We start from the raw sequence: 25,737 nt of genomic DNA on the forward strand, positions 1-25,737 counted from the left end.
TGTCGTCTTGTTATCGTAGACTTTCGCCAAATTATTTACAGTTTGCGATGGTGTTAATTATGGCTGCGCCCCGGTCGTGGCAGAAAACTGACTTAGTGGATTGTCTTTACCAGCTGGTGCAGGTGCATCGATTTTTGGAAGCTCTGCGGCTAAGTCTGTTAAACTCGGCATGTAGAAGGCAGAAATTGTCAGACTATAGGATAATGGCTCATCTTCTTGGTCTAAACTGGTGATCTCTTGCCCGCCTGAATAACTTATCGATTCAACCACGACAATGCGGTTTAAAGATTCTAATGTATCAATAAACTTCTCTAAATCTTCATAGCTTGGTGATTCCACACTCAACGAAACGGTCAGCTTCTTCAAGCCAGCGATTTGGGCAGAAGCGGTTTGTTGTGCCGCTGTGTCCTGATTGGCTGTGGCTTGACTAGTATCAGCTTGATTCGTTGTAGTTTGTTGACCATTCGCATTTTCGGCAGTTGCTTGATCAGAGGTAGTACTTACATCAGCATCTTTAGAAAAACCCATCGAACTAATTTTACTTTTTGAAAGGTTTTCTGCTTTTTCGAGATCTAAGATAAGTTGTTCCTGTAACGGCTTGACAGGTAATTTCTTCTGTAATTCCCGCGTATCTACAGTTGCATTTTTCGTATCTTCAGACTTTTTTTGACTGACGATTTCCAATAGCTTTTGTTCGGATTCAAGTGACTGCTGCTTGTTCGCTAAATCTGCCTTTAAAGGTGAGAGTTGAAAGAACTGAGCATAAACAAGGAATAAGACCACTAAAAGAGTTACGATCCCAATTATTAGGCTTTGTATTTTGGAGAAACGGAGCTTCATGAACCAGTCACTCCTTCCTCATTCTTCGAGCTGCTTTTAATATTCTTTTTAACAACTTCTTTATCGAGTTTTATTTCAAATTGACCTGTATAGCGAGGAAGGATATTATCGCTTACCATTTTACTTTCGCTACTAGTTGAAGTAGTGGTTGAATTGTTGACAGTACCTGTAGTTGCTGTCGTGTTCGACGTATTAGCTTGACCACCAGTTCCAGTGGTTCCTGCAGCTGAATTCGTTTGACTATTCGTAGTTGAAGTTGAACTCTGGTTAGTTACCGTTTGGTCCGAATTAGCTGTGTTGGTTTGGTTCGTTGTTTGAGTCGTTGAATTGGTTGCATTTGTTTGGCTAGTCGACGTTGTTGCACTAGCATTATCAACTGCCGATTCTGTGGTTGAGGCTGCTGCTAATGAGCTTAAGCTTGCTTCCTCGATCCATTTTGATTCATTTAGATTATCTAAAAAGTACGCAGCTTCTCTAGCACTATCAAATTGAACGGTTAACGAGATTGTCCCAGCTTCTGTATAGGCAAAGCTCTGGATAAAGCCACGCTCAGGTAATAATGAAGTCAGATGGCGCATAACAGGAATGGTCTGAATCGGATAATCGTTGGCCCAGTCAATTGCACTCTTTAATTGGCTAACAGAGCTAGTAGCATCAGCTGTTTCTGTACTTTTATTTTCTTTTTCAGCAATCTTTTTTGTCATCGAGATTTGTCTATCTAAAGACGCAATATTACTCTTAGCGGTATTGGTTTGCCAAAGGTAATAGGCGCCAGTAAGTAACAATAAGGCAACTAAACACGATAAAGTTATAATAAAGCCGATTTTTTTCGGTTCCTTTTGGGGAAGCAGGTTAATTTCTACTAACATTATTGCACCCCTTTTAACGCGAGACCTAAAGGTAGTAATAGACTAGGAGGCAGACTATCTTTCTTTCCGGGTTCGAGAGAAATCATATCGACAGGGACGTCAAATCGCTCTTTCATTTCATCATAGATCGCTGTCAGCATTGGATGGTCACCGTTCAATAAAAACTTGGTGATATCACTTTTGTCATTGTTAAGTGTATAGCGGTAAAAGTCGCTTAACTTATTAATTTCTCTAAAAATATCCTCAAATTGAATCCCTAACTCTTCTGTATTACCTGTATACTTAAATGCCAATTTGCCAGCCCTGTCAACCTTTACATCCCATAGATCAACATTAAATGGGATAACAAATTGACGCATAACAAGGGGAACATTTTGTTCAAATATAGATAAATTGACACTCGTCAAATCAAATTGAACAGAGAAAAGGACTTCATTTGTACTAGTTTGATCAAGTTGATGATACAAGCGGTACAGTGCAAGCGGAGAAATATCTGCAGCAATCGGGTTAAGCTTTAGTTTAGAAAGTAAATTTGCATACTCCATTACCTGCTGCTCCGGTGCTACAAATAAAAGTAAATCCCTTGTTTTTCCATTACTTTCTAATGAATAAAAATCAAAGACAGGTTCTTCAAACGGTAAGTGGATACTCGAACCAAGTTCTAAATACAGGTAGCCCTGAATTTCATCTTCCTGAATTTCAGCAGGAATCGAAACTTTCCGGATGATTACGAGCGGGTCTGGTACTAAAAAGCGAACTTGACGTCTTTGAATCTTCCATTCTCCAATACACTCTTCTAAAATATTTGCCAAGGAATCGATATCAGTAATTTTCCCATCACTTATAATGCCGGGCGGGAGAAACCGTTCGTTCCATCTTTGAGCAGCAGGTGGATTCGCCTGCTTTAATTCAAGCAGACGAATCGAATGATCATTCAAAACGAGATTAATTATTCGGTTTTTAGATGTAAACAGGGAAAAAGCCATATAAAAAACCCCTTAGTTAAAATACTTGATTAAGGAAATGTAGATACAAATTAATTAAATCCGATCCCCAATAATACGCAGTTAATGTTCCGGCCGCAATAAATGGTCCAAATGGAATGGGCTGTCGTCTTTTGACAATTCTAAAAAGTAATGCCAATCCGCCAATAACAGCTCCGAACAATGTTGAAAGAAAGAAGGACAAAAGTACTAGTTTAAACCCCAGAACCAGGCCAAGTACGGCATACAGTTTTACATCCCCGCCACCCATTCCTCCTTTACTAATAATAGCAATGACCATCAGGAGGATGAAACCAGTTACTGCACCAAGAATACTGTCCCACCATGGGCTTAGCGGCCAAATAATCCGTTCCAATAAAAAAATCCCTGCAAACCAGATCAGAATTTTATCAGGGATAAGCATATAGTGAATATCTGAAACAACGATAATCATAAACATGGAGATTAGCGTAAGTGCAACTACTAATTCTCCAGACCATCCGATAACTAATGGTGCTGTCATAAAGAGTATTCCAGTCAGCAATTCAAAAAATGGATAGATAGGAGAAATCCGCGACTTGCAGCCGCGGCATTTTCCACTTTGTAGCATATATGAAATTACTGGTATAAGTTCGTATGGTTTTAATTGATGACCGCAAGCTGAGCATGATGAACGAGGGGTTACTATTGATTTATTCAAAGGTATTCTTAGGCCAACTACATTAAAAAAAGAGCCAAATATACATCCATAAAATAATATTACTATATATTTCATTTAGCAAGAATTTCCCCTTAAAAATCTAATTAGTCAATTTAGACTTATCTTGTACCTCGTTACGAACAATATCTTTTGAAGTAATTGTTTCTTTTTTGGCAGTTACATCATCTGAATCTATTGCTCTAAATATTCCTCTACCATCATCAGTATCAGTAACTAATTTAACTCCGATTACTTTCCCATCACTAATCTCAACATAAGAAACATCTGATGCTTCTGTAATGTCCCCCTCAATTGTTTTGATATAATTATTTTTATCTGGACTCTCTACAGATTCTAGATAATTATCTGTTTCCAACTGTTCTAATGTAATGAAGTTAGGTGCACTAGTTGTTCCATCTTCTGCATAGGTAGTTTGCAGACTAGGGTTGGAGGCGATTGCCATTTTTGCAGCACTAATCATTTGTTGAGCATTAGCGACGTGTGCATCTCTTTTAGAGTTGTCAATTAATCCTAAAATTGATGGTACAGCAATAGCTGCAATAATCCCTAAAATAACAATAACTGCAAGTAATTCGATTAATGTAAATCCTTTTTGATCTTTAAGCTTATTTTTTAACATTTGACGCATTAATTTCATCTCCCTATATGGTTCTATGAACCTAGTAATATTGTCTCTTGTAGTATACATTAATTGACAAAGGAAAGAAAAGAATTTTTTGGTATTTTGTCCAATATCCTCAATATTTTTGTTTTCTTGTCATACTATTGATTCATCTGTTGAAATTGGTCGAACATGCTAAACATTGGAACCATAATAGATGTGACTATAGTCCCAACTAAACCTGCCAAAAAGACTATCATTATAGGCTCTATTAACGATTTTAACCTATCTGTTCCATTTTCTACTTCTTTTTCATAGAATTCAGCGATTTTTGATAGCATCGCGTCAAGTGCTCCCGTTTCCTCACCAATCGCAATCATTTGAGTAACTAAAGGCGGAAATGCCCAGTGTCTTTGCATAGGATTAGTCATCGAACGGCCTTTCTCTAGTGAATCCCGTGACTCTCGAATGACCTTTGCTAGAACTTCATTTTCGACTACTTTTTCTACAATCGACATTGCTTGTAGAATTGGTACAGAACTCGAGAACAAAGAGCTAAGTGTTCTCACCATCCGAGCAAGCGCTGCTTTTTGTAGTAAATTACCGAATATCGGCATCTTCAACAAAAAGTAATCAAAATAATATTTCGTTTGGTTATTTTTTTTAAGATAAGTAAGTAAAAAGAAAATGGCAAAAATCATCAGTACAACAATCCACCAAAACGACTGCATAAAGTCACTTGCTGAAAGCACAAATTTTGTAATTGCAGGCAGTTCCCCGCCCATATCGTCAAACATCGAAACAAATGTTGGTACAACGGCAACAAGTAAGAAAATAACTACAATGATAGCGATAATTCCAACTGCTATCGGATAGGAAAGAGCGGAAACGATCTTTTGCCGTGTGTAGTGTTGTTTTTCAAAATGCTCAGCCAAACGATCAAGTGTCTCATCTAAATTCCCACTGATTTCCCCAGCTTTAACCAGATTGATAAACATTTGATTAAAAATTTTCTTGTGTTTAGCCACAGCTTCTGAAAGAGGATTACCTTCCCGCATCTCCTGTTCCGCATCTAGTAAAGCTTTCTTTAAGGCTTTGCTCTCGGTCTGCAAAGCTAAGATGGCTGTTGCATCGACAACAGTTACGCCAGCCTTAATTAAAGTCGAAAATTGTCTTAAGTAAATAACAAAATCCTGAAGTTTCACTGGAGTTCCAATTGTTAGATCCTTTGTCATTAGAGTCTCTGGCACTTGGGTCATTTCAATTACCCTAATTCCCTCTTCTTTCAGCTTTTCCATCGCTTCTCGCTTGGAAGCTGCGTTCACGGTGCCCTGCCGTTTTCCTTTTCGATCACGTCCAGCGTATTTAAATCTAGCCATTCATCAACATCTTTTCATGTAAGTACTGTGATGCCGCTTCTTTTTGAATTAGGTTACGCTCAAGAAGGTCCTTAATACTCATTTCAAGTGTATGCATCCCTTGGGCTCGGGAGGTTTGCATCGTACTTTGAATTTGGTGTACCTTTTCATTTCTAATCAGGTTGGCAATTGCAGCATTGTTGACCAATATTTCAGTGGCAGCTTTTCTACCCTTTTTATCAATAGTAGGGAATAACCGTTGCGAAATTACCCCTACTAAGACAGACGCTAATTGAATTCGGATTTGAGACTGTTGTTCTGACGGGAACACATCGATAATCCGATTTATTGTTGCTGGTGCACTAGACGTATGAAGTGTTCCTAGGACAAGGTGCCCCGTTTCTGCTGCTGTAATTGCGATCGACATGGTTTCTAAGTCCCGCATTTCCCCTACAAGAATGACATCAGGGTCTTGACGAAGGGCAGCCTTTAAACCACTTGCGTAGTTATTTGTGTCAAAGCCGACTTCACGCTGATCAATAATTGAATTTCCATGTCGATGAAGATATTCAATAGGATCTTCTAAGGTAATAATATGTTTCCTCATCGTTCTGTTCATGTAATCAATCATCGAAGCTAAGGTGGTTGATTTCCCGCTTCCAGTTGGTCCTGTAACAAGTATAAGGCCTTGGGGTTTTTCGACCAATTTTGAAACAATATCTGGCAAGTTTAATTCCTCAATGGATGGAACCTTTGAAGCAACTACCCTTAGCGCAATTGACACGCTTTTCCGCTGATGGTAGGCGTTGACACGGAAACGAGAACTGCCTGGTACACCATAGGAGAAATCAAGTTCACCTTTTTCAATAAATAAATCCCACATATGCTCTGGAATAATTGCTTTTGCCATACCTTCTGTATCAACAGGGAATAATTTCTCGGTTCCATACCTTCTTAAGTCACCATTGATCCGCATGACAGGAGGAACACCGACGGTTAAATGAACATCAGATGCTTTATATTCAATTGAAGCTCGTAATATTGCGTCAATTTTTTCTTTCATTTTAATGCTCTCCTACTCCAGAATTGCTACTTTTAATACTTCCTCGGTTGTAGTTAAACCTTGTTTTACTTTTAGTAAGCCATCATCAAGTAAAAAGATGGTTTTATTTTTATTAGCCAATTCCTTCATCTTTTGAAACGATTCGCCGTTCATCATTGCTCGGCTCATCTCGTCATTTATGACCAACACTTCATGAAGAGCAAGCCTGCCCTTATAGCCTGTCATACTGCAGAATGAACACCCTTTTCCTCGTGTGATTTTGTCAATCTTCATCCCACGCTTGGCAAAAATCTCAATCTCACGCTTTGATGGTTCTTGAGTCTCCGCACAATCTCGACATACTTTTCGGACAAGGCGCTGAGCAACAATACCGCTTAAAGATGAAGCTAGTAAAAATGGTTCTACCCCCATATCAATCAGCCGGGTAACTGTCCCGATTGAATCATTTGTATGAAGGGTACTTAAAACTAAGTGACCCGTTAACGAAGCACGTATCGCGACCTCCGCTGTTTCTTTATCACGGATTTCTCCAACCATGATAATGTTCGGGTCTTGACGAAGAATCGATCTAAGTCCGGCTGCAAAGGTCATGCCAACATTCGGGTTTACCTGAATTTGATTGATCCCTTCCAATTGATATTCAACTGGATCCTCAACCGTAATTATGTTAACTGCTTCACTGTTAAGCCTATTTAGCGCTGCATATAAGGTCGAAGATTTTCCTGACCCTGTTGGACCCGTAATGAGGACAATACCTGTTGGCTTTTCAATCATCTCAGAGAATCTCTTCATATTTAAGGAATTGAAACCAAGTTTGCTTAAATCATTTAAAGTCGATCCCATGTCTAAGAGACGCATAACGATCTTCTCACCGTAAACAGTTGGTAGCGTTGAAACACGGAGATCAACTGGATGAAAGTCGAGATTCAGCTTTATTCGTCCATCCTGAGGTACCCTATGCTCAGTGATATCAAGATTAGACATGATTTTAATTCTAGCGGTTAATACGCTTTGCATGTTACGTGGAAGGATTCGTTCATTCCGTAAGACACCATCCACTCGGTAACGGACAACAACCTTTGTCTCTTGTGGATCGATATGAATATCACTAGCTCTCTGAATGACAGCATTGATCAAAATTTGATTAACCAAACGAACAATCGGTGAATTTTGATCGGTTACATCCTCATTTCTGTCCCGATCATTAAGTGGAAGTTCGTCTAGTAATTCATCGAGTCCATCATCAACATCATAATATTTATTAATGGTACGGAGAATATCATCCTTCGTAGCAATGGCGGGCTCAATATGAAAACCTGTCGACAAACGTAAATCGTCAATCACGATAAAATCCATTGGATTTGCCATCGCTACAAAAAGTTTATTTCCATCCCTTTTTAACGGAATGATTAGATTCCTTTTTGCTGTTTCTTTTGTGATAAGTGAAAAAAGATTGGTATCAAATGGATAGTGAAACAGGCCGACATGTGGAATTCCAAGTTGATACTCAAGGACTTCAACTAATTGCTGTTCTGTTAAATATCCTCTTTGTAAAAGAGCATCTCCAAGTTTTTGAGCAGCATCTTTTTCGTCTAAAGTGGTCTGGAGTTGCTCAGGAGTAATCAGTCCTTCTTCAATTAACAAATCACCAAGTTTTTTTCGTGCTTGCCTCATTTTACATCCCTGCTTTTATTTTGGTTGTTCATTTGGTTTTCCCCAGAGGTCATTATCTGTAGATTCCTGCTGGGTACTATCTGAAGTTGTCGTCGTTTGATTTGCATCAGGACTGGTTGTATCGACAATCTGGTTACTGTTATCAACCTGATTACCAGATGTATCAGTAGTTTGGGTAGTTGTTTGTACGCTTCCAGCAAGACCATGAATTTCAATCCGATAGGTTGGGGGATAATAATCCTCAGATACTAACTCGGTCTTTAGGGATTGACCTCCTTGATAGACTTCCCGATAAACCTTAATAATTTGACCCTGTTCACCTTTTGTTTGTACCTTTGTTTTTCCAGGTAGAAGCAAAGGACTATATTGAATGATTGTTTTAGGTACTAACTTTTGTTCGTCTTTTGTGGTTATTTGATATTTATAAATTAACTTTTCTCCGGTCAAAGTAACCTTCAATTGTTTGTTTACTAGAGTAAGTTTAAGAATATACTTCGCCTTATTTGGATTTGCTATCACTAAATCGGCCTTTTTAGTTAAATTAACTTTAGCTTCGAATCCCAAACTCGAATAATTTGGTAAGGAGCTGCCAATGTTTCTTTCCACAATTTTAAAATTTGAAGGTAAGATCGCTTGGTAAATTCCAGATGCCATCACATTTAGTGAATCTGGATCTTCAATTTTTTGTTTTCCAGCAAAATCTAAAAGTGAAAAAGTCGATCCTTCTAAAATTTCAATTTTAGGGTTTTTATTAATTACAGTTTGCAAAGCAAACGGAACTTCATTCATGGTGATTACAGCTGTATTTAAGACAGCATCCTTATTGATATGACCTGCAAGTAAGAAGTCATGATGAAGGTCTAAGATCTGAGAACCGGATTCGAATAGTCCAGCTGTTGAATTTAAGTTAGTCATAAGCTTTTCTAAGTCAAAATCACTTGTTTTTAATTGAGGAAATAAAATCTCTAGTTGTTCTTCCACTTGTAATTTATCTATTGTAATAAAAGCAGAATTTTTTTCTCCATCCTTGATTGAATGGACTGTTTTCTCGGAATCAAGATGGAATTGGTTTAAATCAAAGGGAACTGTTTTTTCCCCATACTGCAGTTCAATGGATGTATCTTTAAGCCAAGAGACGTACTTTTCCTCTAACAGACTTTTTGCTTCATCTTCAGTCTTACCTGAAACATCTAATGCACCGATCGTAGTACCATCAGAGAATTTCCCGTCTGCATTTATTATTTTCTCAAATGCTTTAGCGCCATAATGGGAGAAACTAAATATAAATGCCGTACAAAAAAGTAAAACAACAAACAATTTGATCATTTGCTGATTCTTGCCCAAAATATCTGCCTCCCAACGCACACATTATACTTCAACATGAAATCTATTATATATAATAATTATTATTAGTTACTTTTGTAAACTAACCTTTTCCTTCGGTACAATTTCATCTAGGATATCATCTCGTTCTGAAGCTACTTCTTTTTGCGCGAGAAGAAAATCGAAAAGAGAGTCATCTATAGGCTCTTCTACCTCATCAAGTTGGACAGGGAATTTCTTTTCTACCTTGATAGGCGAAAGTTCATGAATTTCTTCAAGCAATTCCTCTTGCACCATTTTTTCTTCAATCTCTAGTAAACTCTCAATATCTAATACATAGTCGTTTTCCTTGTTTTTATCTTTATTTTGCTCGTATTCTTCTACTTCTGTATTTCTTTCTAAGAAAAATGAAAGATCCTCACCGATTGTTTCCGATTCATTAGCTGTTTTTTCTTCAATACCAGACATTACTGAAGAAGGAATTAATTCGCTCACTGCATTTTTTTCTATATTAATATTTGATGAAATAGGTAACGCTAACTCTTCGTCAATATTCACCAAATTAACATCTTTTAGACTTTCTATTTCGTAAACGGGTTTGTAACTCTCAAATTCCTCATCAAAAGCTTCACCAACGACAGAATTTTCATTGAAAATTAATGTCCCGATACGTTTATTCATAAAGTAAGCTGCAAAAAATATGAGAGCAAAAAGCATTAATGCTATCTCCCACAACGGTAAAATCGAAATAGCTGCAAGTCCACCAAGAGACAAGATAAAACTAGTTAAGACTAAAAGGAACTTCCCCTTAAAGGAGTAACCTAAAGGTAAAAAGGATATTATTAACATCAAAACAATCATAGAACTAATGGCCCATAAAATCATTTGCATTTATGCACTCCTCTTTATATAGTCTATTTATACTATTAAACTACATTTTTCATCAAGAAAGTAAGTTTTTTAATGATTTCCATAAAAATCAGACAAAATTCGCCTACTAAATATTGTATAATACTTTTAAGTCATTTAATAGAAGATGAAAAATATTTATGGGTAGAAATTACTAAATATTTTTAATTCTTTTTGTACAAATTTGCTATCATTAAGGAACTGATCGAAATGAAATTTATTCAAAATGATAAAGGCGTTACACTTATAGAGGTTCTTGTATCCATTGTTCTTCTCTCAATAATCTTTTTATCTTTTATGAGTTTTTTCCCACAAATGGGCCTAATGAATAATCAAAATCAAGATAAAGCGAAAGCCATTAATATTGCTAAAGAAGTTCTTGTTAATTGGCAAGAATCGAGTGATGTAAAATGGTTTCTGGTTAAAACCGACCAAGTTATAGGCTTTACATCAACCGATCCGAAAGTAGCGCATACAAGGTTCTCCTATGATCCAACCTATTACTATTTTGAAACAACTAAAGATAATTATGACGTTAATATTAAAATTAATAGGTTTCCTGAAACAAGTTCAAGATTATCAAGTATCAATTCGATTGTTGTTCAACTGTTAGATAAAAAGAATAGACATGTCGTTAGTGAAACATTCGGATATGTTAAAAGATAGGAAATGAGATATATGAAGAGAACAGAAAATGGTTTAACACTAATTGAAGTACTTGTTACTCTATCAATTCTTTCCTTTATAGGTATTATTGCTTGGAGTGTTTTTTTTCAAGGCTATAACTTTTCGCAAAAAGCAATCTCAAAAAACTCAATGATTCAAGAAACCAATCTCTTAATCACCAACTTAAATAAGATTCACCAAACGATGATTAAGTACGAATTTAAAAGTGAAAATTGTGAAATCAAAGTTACAAATCTAAATTCTACTCCTCAACAAACTCAAATATTTAATCATTCAAATATATGCTTTAAAATACTTGAAATTAATGCAGTGCTAGGTCAGGGACCAAAAACAGTAGAACCAAATAAAACCGCAAATGATGTGTCTTTAAAAATTAGTGCAAGTGATAAGAACAATCCACAAAACAGCATAACTCAAGATACTTTTCTTTATCGAATGAAGGGTGCTGATTATCAATGAAGAATTTAATGAAGAATGAACGAGGATATGCTCTTGTAACGGTATTATTAATCATAACCGTTTTTATGGTTGTTTTCCTCTCCTTCATGGGGCAAGCTTTTAGCAGTGTGAAACAAAATCAGGTTGTAGAGAAGAAATCTCGTTCTGTTGCCGCAGCTGAAGCGGGGATTTCGTATTACCAGGTTGAGGTTCAAAAAATTTTTGAATCTAAACAGCAATTGGTAAGTGATTACATCAGGGATCGACCAGCGCTAATTCAGGACTTTAAAAAGGAAGCTGCTAAAAAAATGGCAGAAGTACTTCAAGGAACACCCATTGCCACTCCTACAAATGCACCATATCGTATGAGCAATTATGTTGTAACTGCAGACCCTGTTCAGAGCTCGAGTAAAGTAATTATTAGTTTCAATGTTGTAGGCAGCGATAACGGTAAAGAATCCACCCTTATTACAAAAATGACCATCGACTTTGCTTCTATCATTAATCTAGCAACACTGGATACCAATAACAATTACGCGTTGCCAACATTCGAGACGGTTAAACTCACATCAGGATGTACCACGTTAGCATGTAATGAGGTATATATAAATGGTAATGGAGATTTTTCAGGTAATAATAATATAAACGATAACCAAACAATTTTCACTACAGGTACACTAACTTTTGATGGAAATGGTAACGAAAATAATATAACGAATGTTAAAATCCATTCTGATGGTGCATTTACTAATAACAAAAACATGAATAGCGCTGCCAATGTTATTATCGAAACAAAAGGTGATGCTAAATTCATGCAAAATGTAAAAATAAGTGGAACATCAAAAATACTAGTAAATAAAACATTGGATGTTGACCAAAACTTGGAGCTAGCGAATAATTCTTTTGTGTATGTTGGAGGTACAGATGCTCCGACAACTGATATTAATTATAAGATCGCAACCATTGATAATAACTTAAATATTTTCTCTTCCTCAAAGATGTGTGTAAATGGAAATTTATCAGCTAAAAAGATTGATGTTGCATCGTCAAGTAATCCGCCAAGTAAGTTATATGTATTAGGAAAAGTGTGGGAAGACGGTACGTTAAAAACTAATTATACAGTTGATATAGACACATTTACTAGAGAGTGTGGATCACTAATACCGCCAGAATTCAAAATTAAATGGGGTGACAATGTTAATACAATAATAAATTCAGTTGAATATAATTAAACCCAAATATAAGGTGTGACCGTAGTTGAAATAAACAACTCGACCACACCTTTTTTTAACAAGAAGAATACTCCGCCACCCGATTCCTGCCAGCCCTTTTTGCTCCAACATAAAGCGCTCGATCCGCATGTCGAATCAACGCCAAGGCATCTTCCGCATCCTCTGGTGCTGTTGCAACCCCAATCGATGCAGTAATCATTACCTTTTGTTGGGTATTATCTATATTACCGTGATAAAAATAAACTTGTCATAAAGAAATTATCTTATTTTTCAAACAGTTAGTCAAAAATGGTTTTACCTCTGAAATAAAGTAAAGGGAACCCGTTATGACTAACATGCTGTTGTTATCAATATTTTGGATCTCCTCTATAAGAAAAGGACCCCAGTCATCGACTGCCAATTTGTTGGGTGATTGGCTAATTTTGAGTAATTCTTCCGCTTTTGCTGCACGTGGAAAATCAAAGCTGACAAAGGCAATTTGGGAAGCCATTTGGTCCAGCTTGGCAATCATTTGATCAAGCTTTTTATCCGATAGCGCGGCAAACACGATCTGAATACTGCGATCTTGATATCTAGTACTTAATTCATGGGTAAGAGCAGTTATTCCCTCTTCATTATGGGCCCCATCAATAATCACAAGTGGACTTTCAGAAACGATTTCAAATCTCCCTGGCCAGTACGCCTTTTTTAAGCCCGTACGAATAGATTTCTCTGTAATCAGGAATGAACCTTTTTGATTTAAAAATTGGGCGGCCATGACAGCAAGTGCGGCATTTTCTGTTTGATGCTGACCGATCATCCTGATTTCTAATTGGGCGATGCTTTGAAGTTGAGTGATGACATCAAACACTTCACCATTAGAAAGGGATTTATGAGCACTAATCGAAAATTCCTGATTTAAGCGGTAAAGAGGTGCTTTTTTCTTTTCTGCTTGGTCCTCAATTACCTTGATCGCCCCTGGATGCTTGACAGCTGTAAAAATGGCGGTGTTGTCTTTAATTATCCCTGCTTTTTCAAAAGCAATTTCCTCATAGGTGTTTCCGAGGATGTTTGTGTGATCAAGACCGATATTGGTAATGATCGAGGCTAATGGCTGGATGATATTTGTTGAATCAAATCGACCGCCTAGACCGACTTCAAAAATGACAACGTCAACCTTGTTCATAGTTGCGAAATAATGGAACGCCATCGCGGTGATGACTTCAAACTCAGTCGGCCCGCCAAGCTCTGTTTCTTCTAATTCGTCGGCCAATGGGCGGATGATATTTGCTAGTTGGAGAAGCTCCGCATCTGATATGGCTTTCCCATTCACACTAATCCGTTCATTAAACTGTTCAATATAGGGCGAGGTAAAGGTACCCACTGAATACCCTCCTGCTTCAAGAATCGAACGGAGAAAAGTAACGGTGGAGCCTTTGCCATTTGTACCGCCAATATGAACCGTCTTCATTTTCGTTTCTGGATTACCAAGCTTGTCCATCATCCATTCCATCCGTTTTAACCCTGGCTTGATTCCCAGCCTTAACCGCGCATGAATCCATTCTAGGGCTTCTTTATATGTAGCAAACATTCGTGACACCCCATCTATATTTTAATGTTTGATTAATATTTACTTCTAAAGTGCAATCTATTTTTTGATTCGCTGATAAAAGTGGAATTTTCGCTGATAAAATCCAATTTTCGCTGATATATTAGACGTTTCCGCTGATATATTCCTGAAAACCGCTGATAAATTGTAATCTCTGGCATATTTGTATCAAACATGTTGATTTTGTTTGTTTTTTCAATGTCTTAGTAATAAGGCGAGACGAATCCTCAGAGAATTCGCCTCGCCAAACTAATTATTACCCTCTTAATTCTTTAATTCGTGCTTCAACAATCGCTCTCTTTTCGCGATAATCATCTTCCTTGGCACGCTCTTCGGCTACAACACTTTCAGGTGCCTTTTTCATGAAGCCTTCATTGCTTAGTTTCTTCTGAACTCTGTCGACTTCTTTATTTAAGCGTTCAAATTCTTTTTCGAGACGTGCAATTTCTTCATCAATGTTAATCAAGCCTTCAAGCGGCAGGATGATTTCTAAACCAGTAATCACGGCAGTCATTGCTTTTTCAGGCGTTTCAAGGTCAACGCCCATTTGTAATTCTTCTGGATTACAGAAGCGTTCAATATAGCCTCGGTTATTCTCAATTGCTTTGAGAACCGTTTCATCCTTCGCTTTGACAAGCATTTTGATTTTCTTACTCATTGGTGTGTTTACTTCAGCACGGATATTCCGAACCGCGCGAATCATCTCGACGAGCAGTTTCATTTCTTGTGCTGCTTGGTCATCAGAATGAGCTGGATTTACTTCAGGCCAAGCTGCTGTCGTAATCGATTCTCCTTGGTGAGGAAGGTTCTGCCAAATTTCCTCGGTGATAAATGGCATGAATGGATGCAATAAACGCATCGTTTGATCTAATACATGTGCCAGAATCGAACGAGTTGTTTTCTTCGCTGCTTCATCTTCACCATATAGCGGCAATTTCGCCATTTCAATATACCAATCACAAAAGTCATCCCAGATAAAGTTGTAAAGCGCACGGCCCACTTCACCAAATTCATAACGGTCAGATAGTCTTGTCACATGTTCAATCGTTTCATTTAAACGTGTTAAAATCCACTTGTCTGCAACCGATTTTTCCCCGCTAAAATCAATCTCTTCGTAGGTCATTCCGTCCATATTCATTAACGCGAAACGGGAGGCATTCCAAATTTTATTGGCAAAGTTCCAAGTTGACTCTACTTTTTCAAAGCTGAAGCGTAAATCTTGACCTGGTGAACTTCCTGTTGACAGGAAGTAACGCAATGCATCGGCACCGTATTTTTCGATGACATCCATTGGATCGACACCGTTTCCAAGTGACTTACTCATTTTGCGTCCCTGTTCGTCACGAACGAGACCGTGGATGAGAACATCTTTAAATGGTCTTTCCCCCGTAAACTCGATGCTTTGGAAAATCATTCTGGATACCCAGAAGAAGATAATATCATATCCTGTTACTAAAACATCGGTTGGGAAGTAGCGCTTGTAATCGTTCGCTTCAGTATCAGGCCAGCCCATGGTTGAAAAAGGCCATAGCGCGGAGCTGAACCATGTATCAAGTACGTCTTTATCCTGCTCCCAGTTCTCAGCGTCTGCCGGTGCTTCTGTACCAACGTATACTTCACCTGTTTGCTTGTGGTACCAAGCTGGAATTCGGTGACCCCACCAAAGCTGTCTTGAAATACACCAGTCGCGGATATTTTCCATCCAACGTAGGTAGGTTTTTTCAAACCGATCCGGGACAAAGTTTACTTTTTCTTCTTTGTTTTGCAGGGCAATCGCTTCATCTGCGAGCGGCTGCATTTTAACAAACCACTGGGTGGAAAGATACGGTTCAACAACAGCACCGCTTCGTTCGGAGTGCCCTACGGAATGCGGATGCTCTTCAATTTTGAAAAGAACACCTTGTTCCTGCAAGTCCTTAACGATTTGCTTACGGCATTCAAAACGGTCGAGTCCTTTATACTTGCCAGCTCTATCATTCATCGAACCGTCTTCGTTCATTACGAGAACTCGCTCTAGATTATGACGATTACCCACTTCAAAATCGTTCGGGTCGTGGGCTGGCGTAATTTTTACCGCACCAGATCCGAATTCCATATCCACATAGTCATCACCAACGATTGGAATTTCACGGCCAACGATTGGGAGGATAACAGTTTTGCCAATCAGGTGCTTGTAGCGGTCGTCTTCTGGATGAACGGCAACCGCGGTATCACCCAGCATCGTCTCTGGACGGGTCGTAGCCACTTCAATTTGGCCAGAACCATCGGCAAGCGGATAACTCATATGATAAAAAGCACCTTGAACATCTTTATAAATGACTTCAATGTCGGATAGAGCTGTTTTAGTGGACGGATCCCAGTTAATAATATATTCACCGCGGTAAATGAGACCTTTTTTATAAAGGGTAACAAACACCTCTTTAACGGCATCAGATAAGCCTGCATCCAGCGTGAAACGCTCGCGGCTGTAATCTAAGCCTAAGCCCAGCTTCGACCACTGCTGGCGGATATGGGATGCATACTCTTCCTTCCACTTCCATGTTTCCTCAACGAACTTCTCTCTTCCTAAATCGTATCGGCTTTTACCTTCATTACGAAGTTTTTCTTCTACTTTTGCTTGGGTAGCAATCCCCGCATGGTCCATACCTGGCAACCAGAGAACGTCATACCCTTGCATCCGCTTCATCCGGGTAACGATGTCTTGAAGCGTTGTATCCCAGGCATGACCTAAATGAAGTTTCCCGGTAACGTTTGGCGGAGGGATAACAACTGTGTACGGCTCTTTGGCCTCATCGTTTTTTGCTTCGAAAAACTTACCGTTTAACCACCATTCATAACGGCCTTTTTCAATCGTTTGCGGGTCGTATTTGGTAGGCATTGTTAGTTCCTTTGTTTCCATTGTAAAATTCCTCCTTTGATTCCTTTTCCACATAAAAAACCCCATTCGTCATAAAAGGACGAATGGAGTTTGCTTCGCGGTACCACCTTTTTTCCAATCCAAAAAACGGATTGGCACTTATGTAGATAACGGATTTAGTCCGTCTTCAACTAATAGGATTTTAAAAATCCTTTCGCAGAAGAAGCTCGTGGGCGACCTTCCGACTTTCTGCTTAGGAAAACTTCCAGCTAGTGATTTCCCTCTCTTGAAGCAGGTTTGTATCGTACTCTTCCCTGTCTTTGCTTATATAATTAAATTATATAGTTATACTACCGAAAAAAAGGGTTTGACGTCAATAATGATAACCACTTTTTTTATTTTTTATACTATATGCCGTTTTTTTGGAGAGTTCTCCGCACTTGTGGAATATACATAAAGAAAAATATATGCCAGATTTGTAAAGGGGGGTTGTCGATGAAAAGAAATTTCAATAAATTTAAATACCAACCCTGGTTTAGAACCTGTCGAAGAGTTTGCGCACAGTTAATTATTCCGTTTGTGATCTTCCAATTTATTCGAACACTCATCATTCCAACGTTTTTTGATATCTTATTATTAACAGTTTTTGTTGCCATAGCCGTGTCACTATATTTTGAAATCGTTTAAGGAGCCCATTTTGCAGATGATTACTGCGGCTGGGCTCCTTCTTTTGCTGCTGCTGCGGCGGCTGCCTGCGCATCCATTTCGGTCATTCTCATGACAACATATTCGGAATTTTTCAAATGCCAGTAGCGATGCTGCAGCTGACGGACATATTTTAATTCATTCTTTGGCCGCGACTTTCGATAGTAGCTTTCTGCCACTTGAATGATTGGAATCGGAAGCGCTAAATAGCTGTAGAATAATAGCTTTTCATCTGCTTTAAATGGAAAGTATTTAAAGTAATGGTATACCCAGTCAATGGCTGTGTCGCTGCGCTTCGGGTTGGTATTTAAGGCACGTGATAAATAGGGAAGGAGATCGTGAATCGGTGAGCCATAGTGAGCATTCTCAAAATTAATAAAATAACCGTACCCTTTATCATCATACAAGAAATGCTCGGGTGACAATTTTCCGTGTGTAATAACCATACGGGCCTTTTCATCGTCTTTCGTTTTTTCATACCATTCTTCAAATTTCGTTTTCGAAAATCGGAGCGCCTGGCTGATTTCATTGTAATAAAGGCAATATAACAATTCAAACGGCGACATATAGGTCTTTTTTTCACATTCGTCGATGAAGCCATCGAGAAATGCCTGTTGTTTTTCATGCTGTTGAATCGTCTTTTCATAGTGCTCAGTCCGCTCTTCTTTGTTCAAGGTAATTTCTTTGGCGGAAAGGGTATGAAGACGAGCGAGCTCACGAAAAAGCTGATGATCTTTTTGCTGCCGGTCTTCCTTGTGTTCATTCGACATCCATGGCATTAAGTAATAAAGATTGTTCTCGTGTAAGACCGCATACCTGCCGTCCATCGTAGGGTAGATGGGAACGATGCGATTATACCCTTTTTGGTAGAGGAGATGAACATGGCGAATGAAGTCGGTCCCGGTCGCAGGGTCGATTTTTTTTAAGGCAAACGTCCCTTTATTTGAATAAATCTTCTGAACGCTGCCAAAATCCTCTACAAAATGAGGCTCAACAAGGTAATTTCTTAAGATGGTAGCAAATGCGTTTAGTTGATTCGGGTTACTCATGAGTACTCAACTCACTTTCAAATATAAAAGCGTAAGCGCCCGTTTAGCGGCGTATGGACTGGAGCACTTTGACTGTGTATGAAAAGAAGGTGAGCAGGTCAAAGTAACCCGCTCATCTTTTAATAATTATTTTTTTGTAAGGCTGCCGGGAATATATAATACTTGACCTTCAAATATATCTTGGCTGAGTTCAAGATTGTTGATGCGCATGAGGTTTTGTACAGAAACATCGTATCGATCTGCCACGCTGTTAACGGTATCACCCTTTTGGACGATACAAACTTTTACTTTCGCCTGGGCAGAACTTTCATCCTTCCTTGCAAAAAATTCAGTTAATGTCATGCTTTTCTTTTTTGGTGTTTTTTTCTTTTTAATATTCTTTGGTGGTGCTTCTTCATGTGCGGAAGAGCTTTCCTCTGCTGGATTCACTTCTTCCTCAAACTGGACAGTTGGAGGTGGCACTGGCTCTACTTCAACCACTTCTGGCTGGATGCCCTCAGCTGGCTGGCTAGCTTCACTTCTTGCTTCTTGGAAGTTCCATGTAGGTTTGCTGGCTTCACTTCTTGTTTCTTCGAATTCCCAGGCTGGTTTGCTGGCTTCACTCCTTGCCTCTACGAAATCCAAGGATGGTTTGCTGGCTTCACTTCTTGCCTCTACGAAATCCAAGGATGGTTGGTTAGCTTCTTCCTCAACGTCTTCCCGTGGTTGATAATTGAAGGTCGGAAACTTCGGTAAAATTTCTACACTTTCGTCTTCTTCTTGTGGTTTTCTTGCCTCAGCTTCAAACAAGAAGTTATCTTGGTAACTGCTATGAACTGATTCAAGTTCGTCTTCAATTTCCTCGTCATCTTCCTCAAAGAACTCAATTTCAGAGCGAGGGATAAGCTCAAGTTCAACTACTTCTTCCTGCGGTTGTTGTTGTTGTTGCTTCTGTTGTTGCTCAATTCCGTATAAGCCGCTAATGGTCAGTTCAGCTGCTAGCTTGAGGCAGCTGCGCTCAGGAATCGAATAATCAAAGGATTCGACGAGGACATCGATATCATAGATACTTTGGATTCGATTATTGGGGATCGTGATATCGACAGGGAATCGATGTGAAAACTCACAGTTTCCTCCCTCTCGTGCATCGACCCTCTCTACAAACTTTTGCGATGTTACATTTTCATCTTCGTTTTCATTGGTAGGTTCGTAACTTTTATATTCGCCTGTGAGTTCTAGCGAACCTCTTATGGTTACGTACTGATCGTTTTCTTGGATGGTAATGTCTGGGTCTAGAGAAATGGAAACAAGCTCTTCGACTTCCTGTCCTTTTCTAAACCACAATGACTCCTCCAAAGAAAATCGTAGGCACGATTGATTCTCCTGAGACAAAGCGACTCCTCCTTTCGTTTCCTTCACTCAAAATCACTATGTCACTTACACTCTATGAACCAAGGCTTTTATTTATGATAAAAAAGAGAGTTTCGTCTGGAAAAGAATCAAAGTATTTAGGAATGGGGGGTGGATTGGAGTTTTATTAGGGGTGGGAGCAGGTTTGGGGTTTGGGTTTCGGATGGTGGGGGGGGATGGATTGGGTGGATTCCGCCAAGTTGCGTTCGGATTCCGCTGAATTTCTGAATGATTCCGCCAAACTTGGACTTTATTCTGAAGCTAGTATAAAAAGTGGACACCGGTAGTGGCGTCATGTTTAAATCATATACAACTATAAAAAGGGCGGGTAAAACATGGCGAAAAATCAGAAAAAATATCCAATTGAATTTAATTACGCAAAGCAACCGCTTCCAAAAATGTCTTTTTTATTGACAGAAGTCCATATTCCGCCAAAACTCGGATGATTTCCGCTTAAACCCCATTTTTGAGCTACTCTCGAATGCTATAAAAGCCGGTCCCCGAACTGCCTCAACTAATTAAGTTTCTAACCACACGAAAAAACACCCACCAAAAAAGTGAGTGCCGGGAACCATCTTATTTAAGCTTCGAAAAAGCAATCTCTGCTGCACGGATTGTCTTTTCAATATCCTCATCGGAATGCTCCGTAGATAAGAACAAACCTTCAAATTGTGAAGGCGGCAAGAAGATCCCTTGAAGAGCCATCTCGCGATAATAGGCAGCGAAGAATTCCAAATTGGATGATCTTGCTATCTCATAATTAATGACAGCTTCATTGGTAAAGAAGAAGCCAATCATCGAACCTGCACGGTTAAATGTTATTGGAATATTATATTTTTCAGCAGCAGCCTTAAAGCCTTTTTCCAGTAAGTCACCCTTACGGATAAACTCTTCATAATGCGCTGGTGTTAATTGGCTTAACGTTTCATAGCCAGCTGTCATTGCCAATGGGTTACCAGACAGGGTACCTGCTTGATAAATCGGACCGCTTGGAGCAATTTGCTTCATGATTTCCGCTTTACCGCCATAAGCACCAACAGGAAGGCCGCCGCCGATTACTTTTCCAAGACATGTAATATCCGGAGTGATATTGAAATAGCCTTGTGCACAATTGTAGCCTACACGGAAGCCAGTCATTACTTCATCAAAAATAAGCAATGCGCCGTGATCGGAAGTAATTTCACGTAGACCTTCTAAGAATCCTGGCAGTGGTGGAACTAGTCCCATATTACCGGCCACGGGTTCAACGATAATACACGCGATATCGCCGCGAAATTGTTCGAAAGCAAACTTCACGCTCTCAAGGTCATTGTAAGGAACTGTGATCGTATTTTTCGCTACACCTTCTGGAACACCAGGGCTGTCAGGCAAACCAAGTGTTGCCACGCCTGAGCCCGCCTTAATCAAAAGGGAGTCCCCATGACCATGGTAACAGCCTTCAAATTTCAAAATCTTATTCCGGCCCGTATAGCCTCTGGCTAAACGAAGCGCACTCATCGTTGCTTCTGTTCCTGAAGATACCATCCGAATGACTTCGATCGATGGTACACGTTCAATGACAAGATTAGCAAGTTTATTTTCCATTAAAGTAGGTGCACCGAAACTTGTCCCAAGTTCAGCTACCTTTTTTAAGCCTTCTACCACACGGTCGTTCGTATGGCCGAGGATGAGCGGCCCCCATGAAAGAACATAGTCAATGTATTCATTGCCATCTATATCATAGATTTTAGAACCCTTTCCTCTTTCCATAAAAATCGGGTCCATATTCACGGATTTAAAAGCACGAACTGGGCTATTCACTCCGCCTGGCATGATGGTTTGGGCTTCTTTAAATGCTTCAATCGACTTCGTATAAAAACGCATTCTGTTCCCTCTTTTCAAATTATTGGTCTTCTTTTAACCAGCGAACTGCATCTTTGGCAGCATAAGTAATAATAAGGTCAGCACCTGCACGTTTCATACCCATTAACATTTCAAGAACCGTGTTTTTCTCATCAATCCAGCCGTTTTGGGCAGCGGCTTTAACCATTGCATATTCTCCGCTTACATTGTAAATAACAATCGGTAAATTAAAGGTATTCTTCATATCACGAACAATGTCAAGGTATGGCATACCCGGTTTCACGATTAAGAAATCGGCACCTTCCTCCACATCGGATTCTGCTTCTCTAAAGGCTTCCATCCGGTTAGCAGGGTCCATTTGATAGGTCTTGCGATCGCCAAATTGCGGCGCACCTTCCGCAGCTTCACGGAAAGGTCCGTAGAATGCCGATGCATATTTTACGGCATAAGACATGATCGGAATCTCTGTAAAGCCTGCTTCATCCAATCCCGCACGAATCGCCGCAACAAAGCCGTCCATCATGTTAGATGGAGCAATAATGTCTGCACCTGCTTTCGCTTGAGCAACCGCAGTTTTTACAAGCAATTCAAGTGACTGATCGTTTAGAACCTTCTCCCCTTCAACTACCCCGCAGTGCCCATGGCTTGTATACTCACAAAGACATGTATCCGCAACGACAATGATCTCTGGGAATTTTTCTTTGATAAAACGGGTCGCCACCTGGACAATCCCGTGGTCATGAAAGGCTTGCTCACCACATGCATCTTTCGTTTTTGGAATCCCAAATAGGAGAACGGATTTAATTCCATGAGCAACAATATCTTCCATTTCTGCTTCCAAATGATCCATCGATACTTGGTATACCCCAGGCATGGATGAGACTTCCTTGCGAATATTCTCACCTTCATAAATAAACAACGGATAAATAAAGTCCTCTGCTTTTAAGTGATTTTCTCTAACAAGTGAGCGCATGCTCGCACTTGAGCGTAAGCGGCGATGACGTTTAAATTGAAGTTCCATTTATTATTCCTCCATATCTAAATAGGCAATCGTACTGTTAATCATTTCTTTTACGGTGTACTCTTTTGGTGAGGCATGGACCATTAATCCATAAGCACGTAATTTTTTCTCGGTAACCGGACCGATACAGCCAATGATGCAATTTTTCAGCTGCTCATCCAATCGATACTCCTTCACGACATCCATTAGATGGTCCACCGTTGAAGGGCTCGTAAACGTGAGGATATCCAGTTGGTTATCTGCTAGCATTTTAGCCAGCCTCAGGCGGCTTTCGTCGGGCATATAGGTTTCGTAGATCACAACCTCATCGACCAAGGCACCGGCCCCCGTTAAGGATCTGGCGATATATTCTCGGGCAAGGTTTCCTTTTGGAACGAGCACCCGTGAATCCTTATCAATCAATGGGATAAATTCCTCTACAAACGTTTCCGCCACATAAGCTGACGGAACGAACGCTGGAGATAGCCCTCTTTCCATCAAAACCTCTGCTGTCTTTTTGCCAATAACAGCGATTTTCGGAAACGCTTCGCTAACGCCTTCCTCTTTTAAAAAAGAAAAGAAGGTTTCAACGGTTACGTTACTCGTAAAAATAATCCAGTCATATGTATCAAGAACCAGCAAAGCTTCGTGAAGGCGCTGATTTTTTTCTATCGGACGAAAGGCAATAAGAGGGATTTCGATTGGAATCCCTCCATACCCTTCTACAAGTTGTGAAAAGGATTTTGCTTGATTTTCTCCTCTTGGAATAAGAACGGTTTTATCAAGCAAAGGTAACGATTGGATCATTGACCTTCGAGCTCCCGCTTTACCTTATCAATTAGGTCTTTCCCACCTTTTTGAATTAATAAATCAGCTGCCTGAACACCAAGCTCTTCTGGATTTTTTCCTCTAACTTCTTCTTTAATGATTTCATGTCCTTCTGGTGAAGCCACTAAAACATTTAGGACAATTTCATCATTTTCAGCTACATAGGCGAAGCCGGCAATTGGCACCTGACACCCGCCTTCCATTTTTTGAAGGAAGGCACGTTCTGCACGAACCGCTCTTTCCGTTTTCTGGCAAGTGAATTTTTCAAAAAGTTCGAGAAGTTCTTTATCATCTTCACGGCATTCAATTGACAATGCCCCTTGACCGACAGCAGGAATACATAGGTCGGCATCAAGGAATTCGGTGACTACGTCAGAAGCCCAGCCAAGACGGTAAAGGCCAGCTGCGGCTAAAATAATCGCATCGTATTCTTCTGTTTCTAATTTTGCTAATCTTGTATCCACATTCCCTCGGATCCATTTAATCTCTAAATCTGGACGCGCTGCTAATAGCTGTGCACTGCGGCGAAGACTGCTTGTCCCGATAATTGCACCTGGTTTTAAATCTTTTAACTTCACATGACCTCTTGAAATTAGCGCATCACGGTGGTCCTCACGAAAAGGAATGCAGCCAATTGTAAGTCCTTCTGGTAAGACAGCTGGCATATCTTTCATACTATGAACGGCCATATCAATCTCTTTATCAAGCATTGCTTGCTCAATTTCTTTTACAAAAAGTCCTTTGCCGCCAACTTTCGAAAGGGTAACGTCAAGGATTTGGTCCCCTTTTGTGACGATTTCTTTTACTTCAAAATCAAAGCGAGGGTCCAACTTTTTTAGCTGATCCATCACCCAATTAGTTTGTGTTAATGCCAATTTGCTTCGCCTAGAACCTACAATTATTTTTCTCATGATTGCGACCTCCTGAGGTTATGCGCTACGCATACCATAAATGAAAAGATGATAATTGACCAAATAAGAAAAAGTTAATTAAAACAATTAAAAAGGCAGCTGTATTCCAAATTGCTAATTTTCTTCCCGATAGATTTTTCACAATTCGAAGATATAAAAGAATACTATAGACGGTTAATAACAGAAATGAGCCGATGATTTTCATATCGTACCATGGCATCCCGGGTACCTTAAGAAAGGCCCACTGCAATCCTAAGATGAGACTGAGCAGAAGCATCGGAACACCGATTACGGCCAATATGTAGGATGATTTTTCAAGCTTATCTAAGTCGGCCAGTCGTAAGAGTCTAGTTCCCCATTTTTTCCTTTTTAATAAATCATATTGAAGTAGATATAATGTCGAAAAAACGAATGATAATGAAAAGGCCCCGTATGAGAGGATCGCCATCGTAATATGAATCAAAAGCAGTTCAGAAACAAGTTGCTTCGCCATGATATGCGAACCATATTGCATCGGGGCAAATGTATGAATCGCCATGACCGTAAAGCCAAGTATATTCGTGAAAAAGACGATAAAATCGACTCGTAATAAATGATTTATACCAATTGACAATGTGACTAATATCCAAGCATAAAAATAGAGTCCCTCAAAGATAGTTAACACAGGGAATCTGCCTGTTTTATACATATAGATTCCGAGAAAGACGGTTTGCAAAACCCATACAAATGCAAGTAACCAGAAAGCAATACGGTTTGCCTTCCGGTTATGATGTAGAAAATCGAAAAAATATAACAACACACTAAAGGCATATAGAACAACGGTTAATTCATGAAGCCTTGTCATAAAGACATTAAACATAGAACATACCC

23 protein-coding genes, 1 pseudogene and 1 other annotated feature are annotated in these 25,737 nt (G+C 39.4%); of the genes and pseudogenes, 4 read left to right on the forward strand and 20 right to left on the reverse strand.

Annotated features, from left to right (window positions below; genetic code table 11):
* Nucleotides 1–57: 57 nt before the first annotated feature.
* The 10 genes from J7E66_RS13635 to J7E66_RS13680 form a co-directional block, all read right to left on the reverse strand.
* Nucleotides 58–840 carry a pilus assembly protein PilO gene (locus J7E66_RS13635; RefSeq protein ID WP_215000845.1) on the reverse strand — a complete coding sequence of 261 codons (783 nt, stop codon included), beginning with the start codon at nt 838–840 and terminating at the stop codon, nt 58–60.
* A complete protein-coding gene (locus J7E66_RS13640; RefSeq protein ID WP_215000848.1) occupies nt 837–1,709 on the reverse strand; it encodes a PilN domain-containing protein in 873 nt (290 codons plus the stop codon). The genes J7E66_RS13635 and J7E66_RS13640 overlap by 4 nt, the downstream gene beginning before the upstream one ends.
* The gene (pilM, locus tag J7E66_RS13645) at nt 1,709–2,695 is read right to left on the reverse strand and encodes a type IV pilus biogenesis protein PilM (RefSeq protein ID WP_215000851.1); all 987 of its coding nucleotides are present in this window, start codon (nt 2,693–2,695) and stop codon (nt 1,709–1,711) included. The genes J7E66_RS13640 and pilM overlap by 1 nt, the downstream gene beginning before the upstream one ends.
* Before the next feature lie 16 nt (nt 2,696–2,711).
* Nucleotides 2,712–3,467, reverse strand: coding sequence for a prepilin peptidase (locus J7E66_RS13650; RefSeq protein WP_215000854.1), 756 nt, complete (start codon nt 3,465–3,467; stop codon nt 2,712–2,714).
* A gap of 25 nt (nt 3,468–3,492) precedes the next feature.
* Nucleotides 3,493–4,041 (reverse strand): prepilin-type N-terminal cleavage/methylation domain-containing protein, encoded by a 549-nt coding sequence (locus J7E66_RS13655; protein ID WP_374103848.1) that lies wholly within the window; start codon nt 4,039–4,041, stop codon nt 3,493–3,495.
* A 134-nt stretch (nt 4,042–4,175) separates the two neighbouring features.
* Nucleotides 4,176–5,393, reverse strand: a complete 1,218-nt coding sequence (locus J7E66_RS13660; RefSeq protein WP_215000857.1) for a type II secretion system F family protein — start codon at nt 5,391–5,393, stop codon at nt 4,176–4,178.
* Complete coding sequence (locus J7E66_RS13665) at nt 5,386–6,435, reverse strand: type IV pilus twitching motility protein PilT (protein ID WP_215000860.1); 1,050 nt, start codon at nt 6,433–6,435, stop codon at nt 5,386–5,388. Before J7E66_RS13665 ends, J7E66_RS13660 begins: the two co-directional genes overlap by 8 nt.
* A 12-nt stretch (nt 6,436–6,447) precedes the next feature.
* The gene (locus tag J7E66_RS13670; protein WP_215000862.1) at nt 6,448–8,109 is read right to left on the reverse strand and encodes a GspE/PulE family protein; all 1,662 of its coding nucleotides are present in this window, start codon (nt 8,107–8,109) and stop codon (nt 6,448–6,450) included.
* 15 nt (nt 8,110–8,124) lie between these two features.
* The gene (locus J7E66_RS13675; RefSeq protein WP_215000866.1) at nt 8,125–9,453 is read right to left on the reverse strand and encodes a G5 domain-containing protein; all 1,329 of its coding nucleotides are present in this window, start codon (nt 9,451–9,453) and stop codon (nt 8,125–8,127) included.
* Between the two features lie 69 nt (nt 9,454–9,522).
* Entirely contained in the window at nt 9,523–10,323 is an 801-nt protein-coding gene (locus tag J7E66_RS13680) for a hypothetical protein (RefSeq protein WP_215000868.1), read from the reverse strand.
* Between the two features lie 228 nt (nt 10,324–10,551).
* Here J7E66_RS13680 and J7E66_RS13685 point away from each other — a divergent pair, with 228 nt between their 5' ends.
* The 3 genes from J7E66_RS13685 to J7E66_RS13695 are packed head-to-tail and all read left to right on the forward strand — an operon-like array spanning nt 10,552 to nt 12,698.
* Nucleotides 10,552–11,007, forward strand: coding sequence for a type IV pilus modification PilV family protein (locus J7E66_RS13685; protein ID WP_215000871.1), 456 nt, complete (start codon nt 10,552–10,554; stop codon nt 11,005–11,007).
* A 12-nt stretch (nt 11,008–11,019) separates the two neighbouring features.
* Nucleotides 11,020–11,487: a PulJ/GspJ family protein gene (locus J7E66_RS13690; protein WP_215000874.1), complete on the forward strand. Its 468-nt coding sequence runs from the start codon at nt 11,020–11,022 to the stop codon at nt 11,485–11,487.
* Entirely contained in the window at nt 11,484–12,698 is a 1,215-nt protein-coding gene (locus J7E66_RS13695) for a hypothetical protein (protein WP_215000876.1), read from the forward strand. Before J7E66_RS13690 ends, J7E66_RS13695 begins: the two co-directional genes overlap by 4 nt.
* Before the next feature lie 55 nt (nt 12,699–12,753).
* Here the strand turns inward: J7E66_RS13695 and J7E66_RS13700 are convergent.
* The 3 genes and pseudogenes from J7E66_RS13700 to J7E66_RS13710 all read right to left on the reverse strand — a co-directional run.
* A pseudogene (locus tag J7E66_RS13700) lies at nt 12,754–12,912 on the reverse strand (diguanylate cyclase domain-containing protein); the annotation flags it as partial.
* A 33-nt stretch (nt 12,913–12,945) separates the two neighbouring features.
* Complete coding sequence (locus J7E66_RS13705; protein WP_215000878.1) at nt 12,946–14,268, reverse strand: bifunctional folylpolyglutamate synthase/dihydrofolate synthase; 1,323 nt, start codon at nt 14,266–14,268, stop codon at nt 12,946–12,948.
* 274 nt (nt 14,269–14,542) lie between these two features.
* Nucleotides 14,543–17,185 carry a valine--tRNA ligase gene (locus tag J7E66_RS13710; protein WP_215000880.1) on the reverse strand — a complete coding sequence of 881 codons (2,643 nt, stop codon included), beginning with the start codon at nt 17,183–17,185 and terminating at the stop codon, nt 14,543–14,545.
* A gap of 51 nt (nt 17,186–17,236) precedes the next feature.
* Nucleotides 17,237–17,473: a binding site (T-box leader), on the reverse strand.
* Between the two features lie 165 nt (nt 17,474–17,638).
* Here J7E66_RS13710 and J7E66_RS13715 point away from each other — a divergent pair.
* Nucleotides 17,639–17,830, forward strand: coding sequence for a hypothetical protein (locus J7E66_RS13715; RefSeq protein WP_168245236.1), 192 nt, complete (start codon nt 17,639–17,641; stop codon nt 17,828–17,830).
* Between the two features lie 20 nt (nt 17,831–17,850).
* Here J7E66_RS13715 and ysxE read toward each other — a convergent pair whose 3' ends face one another.
* From ysxE to J7E66_RS13750, 7 genes are all read right to left on the reverse strand, one after another.
* The gene (gene ysxE / locus J7E66_RS13720; protein WP_215000883.1) at nt 17,851–18,897 is read right to left on the reverse strand and encodes a spore coat protein YsxE; all 1,047 of its coding nucleotides are present in this window, start codon (nt 18,895–18,897) and stop codon (nt 17,851–17,853) included.
* A gap of 126 nt (nt 18,898–19,023) precedes the next feature.
* A complete protein-coding gene (spoVID, locus tag J7E66_RS13725) occupies nt 19,024–20,295 on the reverse strand; it encodes a stage VI sporulation protein D (RefSeq protein ID WP_308162507.1) in 1,272 nt (423 codons plus the stop codon).
* Between the two features lie 567 nt (nt 20,296–20,862).
* Nucleotides 20,863–22,149, reverse strand: a complete 1,287-nt coding sequence (gene hemL, locus J7E66_RS13730; protein ID WP_215000887.1) for a glutamate-1-semialdehyde 2,1-aminomutase — start codon at nt 22,147–22,149, stop codon at nt 20,863–20,865.
* A 19-nt stretch (nt 22,150–22,168) separates the two neighbouring features.
* Nucleotides 22,169–23,149: a porphobilinogen synthase gene (gene hemB, locus J7E66_RS13735; RefSeq protein WP_215000890.1), complete on the reverse strand. Its 981-nt coding sequence runs from the start codon at nt 23,147–23,149 to the stop codon at nt 22,169–22,171.
* A gap of 3 nt (nt 23,150–23,152) precedes the next feature.
* Nucleotides 23,153–23,935 (reverse strand): uroporphyrinogen-III synthase, encoded by a 783-nt coding sequence (locus tag J7E66_RS13740; protein ID WP_215000892.1) that lies wholly within the window; start codon nt 23,933–23,935, stop codon nt 23,153–23,155.
* Entirely contained in the window at nt 23,932–24,867 is a 936-nt protein-coding gene (hemC, locus tag J7E66_RS13745; protein ID WP_215000893.1) for a hydroxymethylbilane synthase, read from the reverse strand. Before hemC ends, J7E66_RS13740 begins: the two co-directional genes overlap by 4 nt.
* A 25-nt stretch (nt 24,868–24,892) precedes the next feature.
* The gene (locus tag J7E66_RS13750; RefSeq protein ID WP_214731798.1) at nt 24,893–25,726 is read right to left on the reverse strand and encodes a cytochrome C assembly family protein; all 834 of its coding nucleotides are present in this window, start codon (nt 25,724–25,726) and stop codon (nt 24,893–24,895) included.
* Nucleotides 25,727–25,737 lie beyond the last annotated feature (11 nt).

This window comes from Bacillus sp. ISL-7 (assembly GCF_018613065.1).